The 16,432-nt window shown below is 53.8% G+C and carries 16 protein-coding genes; 3 read left to right on the top strand and 13 right to left on the bottom strand.

Features of this window, described 5'->3' with window-relative positions; genetic code table 11:
* The coding region (locus tag MIB40_RS13185; protein ID WP_406566466.1) for a calcium-binding protein at nucleotides 1-551 on the top strand (551 nt) is incomplete at its 5' end.
* A gap of 62 nt (nucleotides 552-613) precedes the next feature.
* Here MIB40_RS13185 and MIB40_RS13190 read toward each other — a convergent pair.
* The 6 genes from MIB40_RS13190 to MIB40_RS13215 form a co-directional block, all read right to left on the bottom strand.
* Complete coding sequence (locus MIB40_RS13190; protein WP_249695016.1) at nucleotides 614-898, bottom strand: cytochrome C oxidase subunit IV family protein; 285 nt, start codon at nucleotides 896-898, stop codon at nucleotides 614-616.
* Between the two features lie 4 nt (nucleotides 899-902).
* The gene (locus MIB40_RS13195; protein WP_249695017.1) at nucleotides 903-1,493 is read right to left on the bottom strand and encodes a cytochrome c oxidase subunit 3 family protein; all 591 of its coding nucleotides are present in this window, start codon (nucleotides 1,491-1,493) and stop codon (nucleotides 903-905) included.
* A gap of 11 nt (nucleotides 1,494-1,504) precedes the next feature.
* Entirely contained in the window at nucleotides 1,505-2,281 is a 777-nt protein-coding gene (locus MIB40_RS13200; RefSeq protein ID WP_249695026.1) for a CbbQ/NirQ/NorQ/GpvN family protein, read from the bottom strand.
* An 18-nt stretch (nucleotides 2,282-2,299) separates the two neighbouring features.
* Nucleotides 2,300-4,126 (bottom strand): nitric oxide reductase activation protein NorD, encoded by a 1,827-nt coding sequence (locus MIB40_RS13205; protein ID WP_249695029.1) that lies wholly within the window; start codon nucleotides 4,124-4,126, stop codon nucleotides 2,300-2,302.
* A 196-nt stretch (nucleotides 4,127-4,322) separates the two neighbouring features.
* Entirely contained in the window at nucleotides 4,323-5,717 is a 1,395-nt protein-coding gene (locus tag MIB40_RS13210) for a cbb3-type cytochrome c oxidase subunit I (RefSeq protein WP_249695031.1), read from the bottom strand.
* 94 nt (nucleotides 5,718-5,811) lie between these two features.
* A complete protein-coding gene (locus MIB40_RS13215) occupies nucleotides 5,812-6,261 on the bottom strand; it encodes a c-type cytochrome (RefSeq protein WP_249695033.1) in 450 nt (149 codons plus the stop codon).
* Nucleotides 6,262-6,519: 258 nt separating this feature from the next.
* Between MIB40_RS13215 and norR the strand changes: the two genes are divergently transcribed.
* Entirely contained in the window at nucleotides 6,520-8,082 is a 1,563-nt protein-coding gene (gene norR, locus MIB40_RS13220) for a nitric oxide reductase transcriptional regulator NorR (RefSeq protein WP_249695034.1), read from the top strand.
* 181 nt (nucleotides 8,083-8,263) lie between these two features.
* Here the strand turns inward: norR and MIB40_RS13225 are convergent, their stop codons facing one another.
* A complete protein-coding gene (locus MIB40_RS13225; RefSeq protein ID WP_249695036.1) occupies nucleotides 8,264-10,495 on the bottom strand; it encodes an NADP-dependent isocitrate dehydrogenase in 2,232 nt (743 codons plus the stop codon).
* 808 nt (nucleotides 10,496-11,303) lie between these two features.
* Here MIB40_RS13225 and MIB40_RS13230 point away from each other — a divergent pair.
* The gene (locus tag MIB40_RS13230) at nucleotides 11,304-11,687 is read left to right on the top strand and encodes a type IV pilus assembly protein FimV (RefSeq protein ID WP_249695038.1); all 384 of its coding nucleotides are present in this window, start codon (nucleotides 11,304-11,306) and stop codon (nucleotides 11,685-11,687) included.
* Nucleotides 11,688-11,720: 33 nt separating this feature from the next.
* Here MIB40_RS13230 and MIB40_RS13235 read toward each other — a convergent pair whose 3' ends face one another.
* The 6 genes from MIB40_RS13235 to queC all read right to left on the bottom strand — a co-directional run bounded on the left by MIB40_RS13235 (nucleotide 11,721) and on the right by queC (nucleotide 16,338).
* Entirely contained in the window at nucleotides 11,721-12,128 is a 408-nt protein-coding gene (locus MIB40_RS13235) for a DUF1801 domain-containing protein (protein ID WP_249695040.1), read from the bottom strand.
* A 70-nt stretch (nucleotides 12,129-12,198) separates the two neighbouring features.
* Complete coding sequence (locus MIB40_RS13240) at nucleotides 12,199-14,028, bottom strand: sensor domain-containing diguanylate cyclase (protein WP_249695042.1); 1,830 nt, start codon at nucleotides 14,026-14,028, stop codon at nucleotides 12,199-12,201.
* 221 nt (nucleotides 14,029-14,249) lie between these two features.
* Nucleotides 14,250-14,561 (bottom strand): hypothetical protein, encoded by a 312-nt coding sequence (locus MIB40_RS13245; protein WP_249695044.1) that lies wholly within the window; start codon nucleotides 14,559-14,561, stop codon nucleotides 14,250-14,252.
* 90 nt (nucleotides 14,562-14,651) lie between these two features.
* Nucleotides 14,652-15,008, bottom strand: a complete 357-nt coding sequence (gene queD, locus MIB40_RS13250) for a 6-carboxytetrahydropterin synthase QueD (protein WP_249695046.1) — start codon at nucleotides 15,006-15,008, stop codon at nucleotides 14,652-14,654.
* Nucleotides 15,008-15,661: a 7-carboxy-7-deazaguanine synthase gene (gene queE, locus MIB40_RS13255; protein ID WP_249695049.1), complete on the bottom strand. Its 654-nt coding sequence runs from the start codon at nucleotides 15,659-15,661 to the stop codon at nucleotides 15,008-15,010. Before queE ends, queD begins: the two co-directional genes overlap by 1 nt.
* Nucleotides 15,662-15,678: 17 nt before the next feature.
* Nucleotides 15,679-16,338 carry a 7-cyano-7-deazaguanine synthase QueC gene (queC, locus tag MIB40_RS13260; protein ID WP_249695051.1) on the bottom strand — a complete coding sequence of 220 codons (660 nt, stop codon included), beginning with the start codon at nucleotides 16,336-16,338 and terminating at the stop codon, nucleotides 15,679-15,681.
* Nucleotides 16,339-16,432: the final 94 nt, after the last annotated feature.

Below are 16,432 nucleotides of genomic sequence, written 5' to 3' on the forward strand. Positions count from 1 at the left end.
AAATCTTTGGCTTGGTGCAAGGCGGTCTGAACAACGAAGGTGATGACACGCTGGCGGGCACTGAGTTTGCAGACAACCTGTACGGTGGTGTTGGTAACGACACGCTCAATGGTGCTAACGGATCGGATACGATCTATGGTGGCCAGGGCAATGATGTTCTTATTGGTGGTGCCGGTAACGATACCTTCCTGTTCACTAATGGTGATGGTCAGGATACTCTAGCTAAGGAAATTGTTAGTAATGCTGGCTCTGACCAACTGGTATTTACCGGGGATATCACAGCCGACGATCTATGGTTTAGCCTGCAAGGCGAAAATCTGCTGATCAATGTGTTGGGTGGTACCGATCAGGTTACCGTCGATGGCTGGACGAGCGGAAACGATAGCCTGACGTCGATCGTGGACAGCGACGGCGCCGTATTGCAAAGCTCTCAGGTATTGCAGCTGGTGAACGCTATGGCAGCCTTTGATGTTTCGGGTGCCGGTGAGCTAACCATTACACCAGAAGACCGCCAACAGGTGGATACGGTGATTGCCGCTAGTTGGAGTTAATTGCGCGGTTGAAAAAACGCCAAGGACGATAGCGCCTTGGCGTTTTTTGAAAAAGCCTCGATTCACAACGTCGTAAAATCCCGAAGCTGCTCGGAGTAGATCATCGCCAGGGCGATCAGGGGCGGCAAAAAATAAAAATAACAGAGCATCGAGATGCGAATTTTCGGGTTGGCTGTTTTCAGCCCCATCAGATAATCGACCACCAGAGTGCCCTTTACGCCGATAATGATAGAGACCCCAATAACAATCCAGACGTTGGGATCCACCGTTTCCATGGCGATGGATGTGGCCAGGGTCAGGGTTATTAATACCAGCCAGATTTTCTTTAATTTGGAGTTATTAACCATGGGCCTATCTAAATACGTAAAGCAGTGGAAAGATAATAATCCAGACAAGGTCGATCATATGCCAATAGCTGGCGCCCGATTCCAGGCCGCCATGATCCTCTTTTGAATAATGGCCTAAGTGAGTATTTACGCACACCCAACCGATCACCATCATGCCCATGATGACATGCAAAAAGTGATTAAAAGTCAGGTAGTAGTAGAGGCTGTAATAGATATCGGTACGCAGGCTGAGCCCGGCCAGATCGTTCCAGTAGTATTCCCAGAACTTGACCAGGCTGTACGCCACCCCCATGCCCAGAGTGCCATACAGCCATCGCAGGCAAGCCTGCCGGTTGCCCTGCTTGATGGCCGAGACAGCTCTGGCGACGCAGTAGCTACTGGTGATAAGGATCAGTGTATTGAGTGCACCGGCAATGGTATTTAGCCGTGTCGGGCCTTCGTGAAACAGATCCGGGTTGTGTGCTCTGGCTACCAGAAAGACCAGGAAGAATAACGCGAATTCGGTTAATTCAACCCAGATAAGAACCCATGCCCCCACACTACCTGGCGTGTTTTTATCTTCGCCGTGGGCATCGATCTTTACTTGATAGCTCATTGCGTAATCATCTAGAAATAGCTGTCCACTAAACGTTCGATGGCGGTAATGGTGGTTGTTTCATCGGTTAAGGGCTGCACCAGACAGGCGGTGCAAGCCTCCCGGGCCGATAAACCTGAACATATCATCTTGGCAGCATAGATCAAAAGTCGAGTGGATGCGGCCTCTTCCAGGTCATGATCTTTCAGTCGCCTCAAATCGTTGCCCAAAGATACCAGCTGCTGGGCGGTTTGTTTGTCCACGCCGGATTCCTGACAAACGATCACTACTTCCAGATCGGGGTCGGGGTATTCGAAGCTCAGGGCGACAAAGCGTTGACGGGTACTGGGTTTAAGACCCTTCATGAGGTTTTGGTAACCGGGGTTGTAGGAGATCACCAGCATAAAGTCTGGGTGTGCCTGAATCAGTTCCCCGGTACGTTCAATGGGTAGCACACGGCGGTGATCCGACAACGGGTGCAGCACAACGGTAGTGTCTTTGCGGGCTTCGACCACTTCGTCGAGATAGCAAATGCCACCTTCGCGTACCGCCCGGGTCAGGGGGCCATCTTGCCAATAGGTGCCGTCGGGTCCGATCAGGTGACGCCCGACCAGGTCGGAGGCGGTCAGGTCATCGTGGCAAGCAACCACATGAATGGGGCGTTTTAGTTTTTCCGCCATGTATTCGACAAAGCGGGTTTTTCCGCAGCCGGTCGGTCCCTTTAACAGCACGGGCAGATGGTTGTCGGCGGCACTGGAAAAAATATCGATTTCTCGGCCTTGGGGTAAGTAATGAATCTCGTTAGACATAATGGGTTCTCACAAGCTTCAGGCGCTGGCGCCGGTAAGGTTTAAATAAAGTTGCGGCAGTAATAAGGGGAGGCGATCGACATCGTTGACGATGGCAAAACCCTGATCACCAAACAGGTAGGGCAAATAATCATTACCCTGGGCATCGATGGTGACGCAGAATGGCTGTAAGCCCTGTTGTTTGGCTTCCAGTATGGCGCGCCGGGTATCTTCGATACCGTAACGACCTTCGTAGCGGTCGATGTCGTTGGGCTTGCCATCGGAAAGAATCAGTAACAACCGTTGTTGCGATTTCTGGGTCTTCAATATTTCACTCGACTGGCGAATGGCGGCGCCCATGCGAGTGTAGAATCCGGGTTTGACGGCGAGCAGTCGGCCTCGGGCTTCATCGCTGTAGGGTTCAGAAAAGTTCTTTAATAACTGGTAGCGAACCTGTTTGTTTTTAACCGAGGAGAAACCGTAAATGGCAAAGGGGTCGCCGGTGCCGGACAGGGCTTCGGCAAACAGCACCATGGTGTCGCGGATAACATCGATCACCCGCTGATCCTGGTTAAGGGCCGCATCGGTCGACATCGATAGATCCGACAGAAGCAGGCAGGACAGTTCGCGCTGCGGGTTGTTACGGTTAAGATAAAAGTTTTCCTGATCGGCGGTTTTTTGCGGCTGGGTTTTCAGCTCCAGCCAGCTGTCCATATCTATTTCATCGCCAAAGGGTTGGCGACGTTGCCAGCTGCGTTGTGGGCGTAGCTGGGCGAAACGGTTTTTGAGGTTTCTGGCCTGGGAGAGCAGATGGGGAGGGATTGGCTCGGGCATAACATCGTCGGCCAACATGGGCTGCAGCAGGCAGTAATCCTCAATCAGGGATTGCTTGCGGTAGTCCCATTCGGGAAGTTTGATACCCTCACCCAGCGGCAGATCGTCCTCTTGAGGAGCGGGAAGGTCCAGGTCGAATTTGATCCGTGCGGCACCGGCTCGGCGCTGGCGAGATAAACTGATGATATCCAGATCGTCGGCGGCGGAAGCCAGATCTTCGTCCAGGTTTTCCTCCTGGCAGCGATCCAGTTCCACCTGCTCGGCCCAGCTGAACAGGCATTCCAGCTTGAACACCAGGAGACCATCGGTCTTCTTGGCGTCGTCGATTCGTTGCGCTTGTTTGCGGTCGCCGCTGAGGTTCTCCTCGGCGCGGGAACCATCGCCCATATCCTCCAGATCGTCCTCGCTGGCGACCTCAACACCGCGCAAGGGGGCAGGGTAAATCCACAGGGGGACGGGAAGTGGGTCGCCCTTGGCTTCGGTCATGTTGGCTACAGTGCCAGGGTTGAGCAGAGCTTGTTGAATGCAGATTTCACGTTCGCGTTCAGGCCCTATTAATGTTTCCAGATCGGGGCGGGTTGCGATGGTGGCGATGACCAGTTGCTTGTATTGCTTGACCAGTCCTGGCCGACGTTCCAGCAGTTCCCGGGTGGCCCGTTGATTATCGGCAAACCAGTGTTTGACCCGTGGCATTTGGGCCGCCAGTGCAGTCAGCCAGAAAAAAAGAGACGTATTGAGTGACGGATCGGGGAAACAGCTCAGGCTGGAGGGCAGGCGTAAGCTGCGGTCATCCTGCCAGCTCACCATAAATCTTCGGTGGCTGCCTGCCATGCGTTGAGTGAGACCACGACGAATATTGAGCACTCTGGGATCGGCACCCTCGACACCCTTGCCTGGGTCGCCGCCCAAGGCACGAAACCAGGTGGCCAGTTCCATGTTCAATGACGCCATGTCTACCCGAGCATCAACATAATCGCTGGATGCTTGACGGGAAATCATTTTGTGCCAGACCCCGCCGATAAACTCTTCCATGGAATCTCCTGGGTCGAAAACGGTTGGCGCTACGGATGCGTCGTGTTGATTGTTGTTGTGAATAAATGCGCTTTCTCTTCAGGAGTTCCCCGATCTTGATGGGGGTTATCCAAATGCTGGGAAAGCGCAGTAGAACCTGATTGAGGAGGGGGTGAGCCCCTCCTCAATCGTGGGCTTTGCTGATTGCCAGCGGCCCTTAGCTTGCAGTAGCGGCTTCGGGTTCCTCGCCGCCAACAAAGAAGCTCCAGAAGTAGACCACCAAACCAACCAGGAAGGCGGCACCGGCCAACAGACGAACCCAGTAGATAGGAACGATTTTGGCCTGTGTATCCATAAAGCCCAGCGCTTCGGCATCGCCTGGCAAACGCTGCAAGGCAATCTGGTAAGCACCGGCAACGGTCAGCGCAATGGTGATCACGATCATGCTGATGCACATGATCCAGAAGCCCATGGATTCCACTTTTTGTGCGTTCAGGGAGTTACCCTGCAAGCGTCCGCGCATAATCGGCATGGAGTAGGAGATGATGGTCAGGATAATCATCACATAGGCACCGAAGAATGCGAGGTGGCCGTGAGCCGCGGTGATCTGCGAACCGTGGGTAAAGTAGTTAACCGGAGCCAGGGTGTGCAGGAAGCCCCAGACACCAGCGCCCAGGAAGGCCATGACAGAAGTACCCAATGCCCAGGTAGTGGCGATCTTGTTGTGATGCTCGTAGCGGCGCTGACGCACCATACGGAAGGCAAACAGGACCATCATAAAGAAGGGCAGGGGTTCGAGTGCAGAGAAGATAGAGCCCAACCACAACCAGTATTCGCTGGGGCCAATCCAGAAGTAGTGGTGACCCATACCAACCAGACCGGTGATCAGCGCCATGGCGATAATAACGTAGAGCCATTTCTCGATAACTTCACGGTCCACGCCGGTCACCTTGATCAGGGTAAAGGCCAGGATGGCACCCATGATCAGTTCCCATACGCCTTCAACCCACAGGTGAACGACCCACCACCAGAAGAACTTATCCAGCACCAGGTTGCTTGGGTTATAGAACGAGAACAGCCAGAACACAGCCAGACCGATCAGACCGGTAATCAGGACCATGTTGATGACGGTTTTACGACCCTTCAGCACGGTCATGCCCAGGTTGAAAATAAATCCGAGCACCACTATGGCAATACCGATTTTGGTTATCGTCGGCTGTTCGAGGAATTCTCGACCCATGGTCGGCCACAGATGGTTATAGGTCAGCTCCGCCAGCTTGGCGTAAGGCACCAGCAGGTAGCCAAGAATGGTGGCGACACCGGCACCGGCGAAAACCCAGAACAGGACTTTAGCCAGCAAGGGGCTGTAAAGCTCTGTGTCTGATTCTTCGGGCACCAGATAGTAGGACGCACCCATAAAACCAAACAGTAGCCAGACTATCAGCAGGTTGGTGTGAACCATACGCGCCACATTGAAGGGCAGGTAAGGGAACATAAAGTCCCCGACGATGTACTGTAATCCCATGATCAGGCCGAACAGGATCTGTCCGGCAAACAATATCAGGGCGAAAATAAAATAGGGTTTCGCCACCGCTTGTGATTCAAATTTCATAAACTTTCCCCTTTACAGAATCCGGCCGATCCATGATCAAGTAGAACTGCTGGCCAGTATGCTGTGTTTCCTGTGTTAAATGCCCCAAGCGTTATTAGCCCTGTTTGTTAGGCGGCCAGTTGTTATCGTTGATGCGAGAGGTCCAGATCAGGAAGTCCGCTACGTTGTTGACCTCTTCCGGGGTCAGGTTGAACTGGGGCATCTTGCGGCGACCTTCAATCGGCAGTGGCTGAATCGCCATCCATCCTTGCAGGTACTGCTTGAAGGTTTCTTCGCTGCCATTACCGTAGCGGTCATAGACGTTGGCAAGCTCGGGCGCGAAGTAGGCGCCTTCACCCATCAGACTGTGGCAACCGACACAGTTGTTGCTTTCCCAGATCTCTTTGCCTTGGGCAACCGACTCCGTGATATTTTCGCGGTGGTCACGCTCGGGTAAAATCAGCATGGTGTCGAACGTCAACCCCAGCAGCAGCAAAAAGGTAAAAATACCGCCCCCGTAGTAGATGTTTCTGGCCATGCCCTTGTTAAAGTGTTCAGCCATCATTGGCTCCTTTTTCGTGTATGGACAAATGGGTATTACAGTTATTCAGTGAACATCTATCAGGTGGATCGGCGGAGAGTCGTAAAGGCTGGAAGGCCTCGGGTAGCTGATATCACCTTAAAAACATTCGCATCGTTGGTCACTGGAATAATACAAACATCGTGCCAAGTGACGGGGTCTCGCTTTTCCTAGGCTTCAGGGTGCTTGTTATCGTTATGACAACTGTTACTATGTTGTCTTACCAACAACACCGTTATCGATATGACAACACCTGCCTTCTTCGACAGCCTGATCTCAATAGTAGCAGACCTATCCACGGACCTACCGGCGGAGCGGCGTTATCAACAGTTATTGAACGCCATCCTGACGATCTTCCCCTGTGATGCGGCGGCGTTGTTGCGCCTGGAGGGGGGGCATTTAAGGCCGTTGGCGATCAAGGGTCTCAGCGATGACACCATGGGGCGTCGCTTCGAAGTGGATGAGCACCCGCGCCTGGCGCAGTTATTGAGCTCGCGAGAGCCGGTGCGTTTTGCGGCAGATTCGGACCTGCCGGACCCCTACGATGGTTTGGTTGAGGATGGTGAAAGTCATCTGCATGTTCATGACTGTATGGGGGTTTCGTTGCGCATCGACGATAAACCCTGGGGGGCCCTGACGCTGGATGCCATGCAAACCGGCACCTTTGATCATATCGATCCGGTTGAGTTGCGTACCTTTGTCAGCCTGGCAGAAGCTACGGTCAAGGCCGCCGAACGTATTGATGCCCTGTCGGCTCGCATCGAACGGGCCCAATGGGTGACCCGGGCGCTGCAGGAAGATGGTCATATAGAAATTGTAGGTACCAGCACCGCCATGACCCACCTCAAGCAGGAAATCGAGATCGTTGCGCAGTCCCATTTGACGGTGCTGGTACTCGGTGAAACCGGGGTTGGTAAAGAGCTGGTGGCGCGTCGAGTGCACCAGCGTTCCCCTCGCAGTGAACGCCCCCTGGTGTATGTAAACTGTGCCGCCCTACCGGAGAATATCGCCGAGAGTGAACTCTTTGGGCATACCAAAGGCGCCTTTACCGGGGCGGTGAGCGATCGGGCGGGAAAATTTGAGATCGCCGACGGCGGCACGCTGTTTCTCGACGAGGTGGGTGAGCTGCCCCTGGCTGTTCAGGCCAAGTTGCTGCGGGCGATACAAAGCGGCGATATACAGCGTGTTGGTAGTGATCGGGCGATCCAGGCCGATGTGCGAATTGTGGCAGCGACCAATCGGGATTTGCAGCAAGAGGTATCTCAGGGGCGATTTCGTGCCGACCTGTACCACCGCCTGAGTGTCTACCCTATTCAGGTACCGCCACTGCGAGAGCGGGGCAACGATATTTTGTTGTTGTCAGGTTATTTGCTGGAGGCTAACCAGCGGCGTTTGGGCGTGCAGGGATTGCGTCTGTCCGTTGAGGCAAAACGTGCCCTGCAACAGTACGGTTGGCCTGGCAATGTACGCGAACTGGAGCATATGTTGAGTCGAGCGGCTCTGAAAGCGATAGCGGAGCAGGGGGGAGGCGGTCGAGCGGTGGTGCTGGGAACCTCTCACCTTGATCTCGAAGGAGGTGGTCTGTCCGCGGTCGAGTCGAGTACGCCACCGGTGGTTCCTGATAGTAAGCTGGCAGTTGACCCCGGGCAGGGAGTCGATTTGAAAACCGCCGTGGATGGCTATCAGCGAACCTTGATTGAAGCCTCACTGGACCGTCATCAGGGTAATCAGGCGGCGGCGGCCAAAGAGTTGGGGGTCAATCGCAGTAATTTTCATCGGCTGCTGAAGCGATTGGAGATTCGTTAGCATTATCGGGTAGCTGAAGTTTGGTGTTCAGAGGTTGTTCAATGCAGATCTGTTCGGAGAATTGTTGCTCTGCGAGGTTAATTGGACCCTTACAAAAAAGGCCCGACATCGCTGTCGGGCCTTTTTTGTGTTGGCCTGGGCAATCAGTGAGGTGGCATTGCCGATTGCCTCAAGCGGCAGGCTAGGCGTTACCACCCAGCAGCTTGTTCAGGGTTGGGCTCGGACGCATGGCTTCACTCACCTTGGCCGCGTCGGGCTGGAAGTACCCCCCCATATCGACCTGATGACCCTGAGACGCGTTCAGCTCGTCGATAATCTTCTGTTCGTTATCGCTGAGCTCTTTCGCCAGTTCGCTGAAGGCAGATTTCAGTTCGGCATTGTCGTTCTGCTCGGCCAGCGCCTGCGCCCAATAGAGCGCCAGATAGAAATGGCTGCCGCGATTATCCAGCTCGCCCACGGTGCGAGAAGGCGACTTGCCAGTTTCCAGCAATTTACCGGTCGCCTGGTCGAGAGTCTGGGCCAGAACCTGGGCCTTGTTGTTATCGTCCTTGCTGGCCAGATCCTCCAGGGAGACGGCAATGGCCAGGAATTCGCCCAGAGAGTCCCAGCGCAGGTGATCTTCCTCGACAAACTGTTGCACGTGCTTGGGCGCGGAGCCACCGGCACCGGTTTCGAACAAGCCGCCGCCCGCCATCAGGGGCACGATCGACAGCATCTTGGCACTGGTACCGAGTTCGAGGATGGGGAACAGGTCGGTCAGATAGTCTCGCAATACGTTGCCGGTGACCGCAATGGTATCGAGCCCGCGCTTGAGACGTTCCATGGTGTAACGGATGGCGCGATCAGGGTTAAGGATGTGAATCTTGAGGCCGCTGGTGTCGTGGTCTTGCAGGTATTTCTCGACCTTCTTGATCATCTGGGCGTCGTGGCCACGATGTTCGTCGAGCCAGAAGAGGGCGGGCATGCCGCTGGCGCGAGCACGGTCCACAGCCAGTTTGACCCAGTTCTGGATCGGCGCGTCCTTGGCCTGGAACATACGCCAGACGTCTCCCGCTTCTACATTTTCGTGCTGAAGCAGGACGGTGCCATCGCTGGCCACGATGCGCATGGTGCCATCGGCAGGGGCTTCGAATGTTTTGTCGTGGGAGCCGTACTCTTCCGCTTTCTGGGCCATCAAACCGACGTTGGGCACGGTACCCATAACGGTGGGATCGAAGGCGTCGTGGTGTTTGCAGAAGTTGATCATCTCCTGGTAGATAGTGGCGTAGCAGCTATCCGGGATGACCGCTTTGGTGTCCAGCAGTTTGCCGTGGGCGCTCCACATCTTGCCGCCGTTACGGATCATGGCGGGCATGGAGGCGTCGACGATGATGTCGCTGGGCACGTGCAGGTTGGTAATGCCCTTGTCGGAATCCACCATCGCCAGCTCGGGACGATTCTCATAACACATGCGGAAGTCGCGTTCGATCTCGGCACGTTTGGAATAGGGCAGGCTATCGATTTTGTAGAGTACGCTGCCGACGCCATCGTTGGGGTTAACGCCCAGCTTGGCCAGGGTGTCTGCGTGTTTTTCAAACGCGTCCTTGAAGTAGACTGTTACGGCGTGGCCGAACACGATAGGGTCGGAGACCTTCATCATGGTGGCTTTCAGGTGCAGGGAGAACAGCAAGCCGGCGTTGCGGGCGCCTTCCATCTCTTCGTCGAGGAACTTGCGCAACTTGCGAGTGCTCATAAACTGGGCGCTGATGATTTCGGCGTCCTGTACCGGCACCTCTTTCAGTGCGGTAACCTTGCCGTCTTTCTCGACCAGCTCGATGCGGACGGTGTCGGCTTTGTCCATGGTGGTGGAGATATCGCTGGAGTAGAAATCACCGTCACGCATATGGGCCACGTGAGTGCGACTGGCCTGGCTCCATTTGCCCATGGAATGGGGATTCTTGCGAGCGTATTGCTTGACGGCAGCCGGGGCGCGACGATCGGAGTTGCCTTCACGCAGTACCGGGTTTACGGCACTGCCCAATACCTTGGCGTACTTGGCCTGAATGGCCTCTTCCTCGGCATTGGCGGGAGATTCGGGGTAGTCCGGAATCTTGTAGCCGTGGCCTTGCAACTCTTTGATCGCCGCCAGTAGCTGGGGGATCGAGGCGCTGATGTTAGGCAGTTTGATGATATTGGCGGAAGGATCCTGGGTCAGTTCGCCGAGCTCGTTCAGGGCATCGGGTACCTTTTGGCTATCGTCCAGGTAGTCGGGGAAATTGGCCAGGATACGGGCTGCCAGTGAGATATCGCTGGTCTCGACGTTGATGCCGGCGGCGGCGGTGAAGGTATTGACGATAGGGAGCAGGGAATACGTGGCCAGTGCCGGAGCTTCATCTGTGAGGGTGTAGATAATCGTCGATTTTTTTTCTGTCATTGTGTTCCCTACCTTACTGTCTGGATGGCCATCAAGAGGCTGTCGGCCATGTGTCATGAAATCTGTTGAGCTGCCTGAGCCCTGGCGCGAATTGTACCAGAGTTAACAGCGGCAATTGCTGCCAGGTGACAGGCGCTCGGGCCGACTCCTGAAAGCGAAATCTTAAAAATAGGCCTTACCAAGGCTGTGACTAATGCCCAGGCGCTACTGAAATCGGCATTGTTTTGTTACTGCGTTTTGCAACAGGGTTGCCCAATCTACTGGAGTAACTCTGTGGCTGGCTGGATCGCAAGGCGGCTGGCCCAGAGCAAGAGTCTGCAGACTCCAGCCTGTTTGGCCTGGTATTAGCCAGAGCCATTTTACTCTGTCCGACTTGCGCGATTGCTGCGCCTGACATCTTACCGGGCACTATGAGCGAGGCTTGTTCACAACCCCAGCTGTGTGTGCCAGCTCTCGTCCGGACCCTGCATATTGTGCCGTTAGTCGATGGCTGGCATCAAGGGCAGGGATGAGAATAGATGCGATTCCCCCTCCCACCCTCAGTCTTTCGAAGGTGCGAGAGGCTACAAATTGTACGTCCAAATCAGTCAGATCGTTTATACGACAATGGTACAAGGCCGATGTTACGGGCTTGTTGCAGCCGAGGGTTGACGATAATCCGGCGAAGGTCTGGTCTGACCAGTGCGGGAAATCTCAGCCTCTGATTTGCTGTCGGGTCGATGAGTGTGATCTGTGACGCTCTTCTGCTCACCTTATGCGTGTTAGCATCGCTGCTGTTTTGCCCGTTGGTCTTTTCGGTCGGTATGTTATGTCGCTAAATAAAAAAATATGTCAGTGGATGTTGTTATTGTTGATGGGGTTTGGGTCGCCGGTCTTCGCTGTAGGCTTGGGTGAGTTGGAAACCGAAGCCCTGCTCGGCCAGGTGTTCAAGGGGCAGATTCCTATTCACCTTGGCAATGCCAATGTAAATCAGGACGAATTGAAAGCGTCACTGGTGCGCCTTGCGGATCAGGCTGCACGAGGCAATAGTCACTATCGTTATAAGGTGGACGTGGTCAAGCAAGCCGATCGCCATTACCACATCCAGATTACGTCGCAGCGACCGATTGCCGAGCCTTACCTTGACTTACGGGTGCAGCTCAGTTGGCCGGGTGGTTTGTTGACCCGTGATTACACGGTGTTGATGGATTGAAATGACAGGTATGACTGCTTAGCTCAGAGTACATCAGAGGTGCCCGAAACAAAGTGAGTGCTTGATCTTGTGATAGCGCAGGGCGAGTGACAGGCAATGTTTCAGTTCCTCGACGGGTAAGGTGTCTGAGATATCGAAAACAATGGCTCGATTGTCTTCATAATCAAACCGGTTGCCATAGAGTTCCCGAAAGGTGCTAATCAGGCGTGTCTGACAGTGAAAAAGCAGGCGGTATTGTCTGGGGCGCTTTGATTTCCAGCCTATTCGAATGCTTGTACCACCCTGACAACGATAGCTGGGTTCACCCCATTTCAATGACTCTTCCAACGTCCCCAGGTTCTGTTCTTTGGCCAGCGTGAAAATAATCGTACGCAGCTCTATCAGCTGATGCCTGATAGGGTCAGGATAGCTTGCGAATACTTGGATAACGCTGGCGTTCATAAAAGATTATCCTTAACGCGCCACGATGCTTGATACTCATTCGACATCAAGTACCCTGTAATGCTCGGCATTATGGGGTGTTTTCAATCAGGGCTTGAATCTGATTACGGCCGGATTCCTTGGCCTTATAAAGTGCCTGATCGGTTAATTCGAATAATGATTTTTGTTTTTGCACTCTGCTCGGAATAATGCTGGAGACACCAATACTGACCGTGACATGTAGCACCTCCTCAGCCAGTCGAAATGGAGTTACGACCACTTGCTGACGGATACGTTCCGCTACCACACAGGCTCCCTGGTTATCGGTATCGGGTAATAAGAGGACAAACTCTTCTCCGCCAAAACGGGCCACCATATCTTGCGGGCGTGAGAGCTGGGATTGAATGGTTTCTGCAATCATCACCAGGCAGTCATCACCTACGGCGTGACCATGGTTATCGTTGAAATCTTTAAAATGATCAATGTCCAGTAGCAGCATCGCCAGTGGTTGCTGGTGGCGATAAGCCGCAGTGTAATATTGCTGAAAGACCTCATCGAAATGACGACGGTTTTTTAGCCCGGTCAAGGCATCGGTTGCACTGAGTTCGAGTAGCTGTTTATTAAGATCAGCCAGTTCTCGGGTTCGTTCTTCAACTCGTTGTTCCAGTAAGGTGTTGGCTTCGCGCTGAACCTTCAGCATTTGTTCCTGTGAGGCGCGAGCTTCACGTTCCTTTTCCAGAGATTCTTGCTGGGCAGCAAAGGTTTTCAATTTTTCTCGGTTAAGTCGGTCTGCCAGTGCTATCGACAATAAGATGATTTCCAGTGCCGAACCAATTTGGGTGGCGTTTTCGGTAAAAATATTTTGCGGCAAAATAGTAAATTTGTTGAGCGATAAAACAATGCCTCCCGACAGCATAGAGATCCAGGCAAGGATAAAATATCGTGCTGATCTATCGCCACTCAACACCCTGGCGCCTGCCAGTATTAGTAGGCTTGAGCAAAAGATAATCGACAAAATGATGGTGGGTCGAATTAACACGGCGTAATCGACAAAAATAGAAATGAGCATAAGTCCCAGGGCGATAGCGACCAGGCTCGATAGATAGCGATAAGTCCATTTGTCATCGACGCGGGAAACAGACAGAAATTTCATCGCGAAGGTAATACCCGAGGCAACGGTGCCACCAAGGGCAAACACCATCGCACGATCATTCCAGGTCGTTGCATAGGGCCAGAGATATTGAAAGCTGAATCCGTTAATGCTGGCGATAAACATGGGGAGGCTAATGATAAAAGCAACGTAATACAGATAGACGCTTTCTTGCACTGCCCGGTATACGAACAGGCTGTAGAGCACCATCACCAGTGTAATACCGAAATAAATACCATGAAAAATGGTTCTTGATTGCGATACCGGATAATACTCCTGAGGATCCCAGATGGTCATGGGGACCTGGGTGGAGCTGCTGGTCTTGACCCGAACATAGACGGTGATCATCTCTTGTGCATCCAGTTCGATAGGTACGAGGAAATTTCGGCTTATTAGAGGACGTTGATGAAAGGGTAATTTGTCGCCCATGGCGTGGTGAACGGTGGTTCCATCCGTTCGCTGCAGGTAAACGTCAAGGTAATCCAGTACCGAGTAAGAGAACTCTATCAGGCGGAAGGCCTTGTAATCATCAGGATTGATCAAGCGGTACCTGAGCCAGTAAGCCGAATCGGTATAGCCAAAATTCACCTGGTTGTCGTGATTTTTACGCCAGCGAGAGGCGGGTTGTTGAACAACCGATAGTAAATCGAGGCCAAGATTTGGATCCTCGATAAACTCGACATGAGGCGATACCTGTGTGCGTCCATTGGTAACGTCCAGGGCAGTCAGTTGCGTGGCATGGGCGATGACTGGTAGCAGCATAAAAGCCATGAGGCCCCAGAGGGTCAATAAGGTTCGCATGTTATCGTTGTTGGTTGCGTAATCGGGGCTGGAAACACAGCGAACTTCATTAAGTCCGCTTAGGTTCAGTGTAGCGTCTGCCAGAATGGGGTCAAAACGGTCGGATCACACGAAGGACAGCATGGGTTTTATGCTACGGAAGCTCAACCTGCTGGTGCCTCCAGAAGGGCGAGATATATGAGGCAACGCTCTTACAAGTTGCCAACCATTGAGCGGGTGCGTTGGCGAATTCTGCTCAGGCTATGCCAGAGCACCTGTCGGCAGCCGGCCTCCATCAACCAGTAATACCAATCGAACGATTTCTTTTGGCGGACTCTGGGCTCTGGTTGCCAGGCGGGTTGGGCGGGAGTTGAGACATCTTGTTGAGCCTGTTGCCGGCGTCGCTCTTCGGCGGCATTGGCTACTTCGGTAAAGCGAGACAGATTGCGGGCATCGAAAATAGGGATCTTCGAAAGAGGCGAAGATCGAGTAGCGGACTGGTGGCTTTTGGGAGTGCTGCACATGGGATTCTCCATGTCAGGCCATCCATAGCCGTGGAAACAGACTGCTTGGGGCTTTGAGTGCTATTTTCTGCGATGGTTCCCGATCTTCGGTCAATGACCGTTATAAACGCAGCCGCAAGTACAGGTTTCCTTGACCTCAATACGGCTTAGCAGGGCCAGGTTGGGTTTCAATTGTTGCCAAATCCAACGGGCCAGGTTTTCGCTGGTCGGGTTTTCCAGCCCCTCGATATCGTTCAGGTAATAGTGGTCGAGACGGTCGTAGATTGGCTTGAAGGCTGTTTTCAGGTCGGCAAAATCGACAATCCAGCCGGTATGAGGGTCAACTTCACCGCAGACCACAATACGGACCTGGAATGAATGGCCGTGCAGGCGCCCGCACTTATGGCCTTCGGGGACGTTGGGGAGCTGGTGAGCGGCTTCAAAGGTAAAGTCTTTATAGATTTCCATTACTCAATGCCTACTATCTTGTGGGTCTGCAGGCTCAGTCGCCATTGCGGGTGATTCAGGCAATAGTCGATAGTGGCCTGTTGGCTGTTGCCGCAGTTTTGAACCAGGTCGACGCCTTCAGGGGAGGCCATCGGCTGCAGGAAAAAATGGTGAAACGACAGGGCCGTGAAGCGTTCGGGTAATGCATTGGCCTGAGGATAGACCAGTTTGAGTTCATCCCCTTCGGTAATGACCAGTTGGCTGCTGCCTTTGGGGCTGACGCAGATCCAGTCGATACCGGCGGGCAGTGGTCGGGTGCCGTTGGTTTCTATGGCGACCTCAAAGCCTTCTTCGTGCAAAGCGCTCACCAGCGCTTCATCCAGTTGCAATGCGGGTTCTCCGCCCGTACAGATGACGTAGGGAGTCCCTTCTTGGGTGTCGGGCCAGAACGCCTTAAGGTGCCGACCAAGCGATTGGGGCGTGGAAAATTTACCGCCTTGCTGGCCGTCGCTGCCAATGAAGTCGGTATCGCAGAAATCGCAGATGGCGCCGGCGCGATCCTGTTCGCGGCCGGACCACAGATTGCAGCCAGTGAAGCGGCAGAAGACCGCCGGACGGCCGCTATGGGCACCTTCACCTTGCAGGGAATAAAACGCTTCTTTGATGCTGTACATGGGAATGGAATTTCCGCCTATTCGTAGGGCAGCGGGTCGGTAGTGCGGTTGTGCTCGAACGCTTCCAGGCGCTCGACGCAGGAACCGCATTTGCCGCAGGCGCGTTCGCGGCCGTTGTAGCAGGTCCAGGTGTCAGCATAATTCAGTCCCCGCTCCAAGCCCCAGCGCAGGATGTCTATTTTGTTTTGCTCCAGAAAGGGGCTGACAATCTCAACGGCTTCGAAGTTGGCAATACGAGTCACGTCGTTCATGGCGTGGACAAACTCGGGACGGCAATCGGGGTAGATGGTGTGGTCTCCGGAGTGGGCGCCATAAAACACCTGATCGGCACCGATCGAAACGGCATAGCCTACCGCTAGCGAGAGCAGAATCATGTTCCGGTTGGGGACCACCGTGCTTTTCATGTTGTCGGCGCTGTAGTGGCCTTCGGCAACATCGATATCGTCCGAGGTCAGGGATGAACCCTGCAGCAAGACGTTGATCGCGGTGATATCGGTGATCAGGTGTGGAAGAGCCAACTGTTCACAGACTCGGCGGGCGTATTCGAGCTCGCGCTGATGACGCTGACCGTAGTTAAAGCTGAGCGCATACACCTCGAAGCCTTCTTCTATGGCTCTGTGCAGTACGGTAAAGGAGTCCATTCCCCCGGAATAGATAACGACAACTTTTTGTTTCATAGGAGACCTGCCAGGGAAAAATACCCGATGCTCTTTGTCACGCTTAAACGGGGTCGCACGGGTTCAAGTCGGCGCATTCTAGCCGATAGCCTGC

The organism is Aestuariirhabdus haliotis (assembly GCF_023509475.1).
GTDB classification, from domain to species: domain Bacteria; phylum Pseudomonadota; class Gammaproteobacteria; order Pseudomonadales; family Aestuariirhabdaceae; genus Aestuariirhabdus; species Aestuariirhabdus haliotis.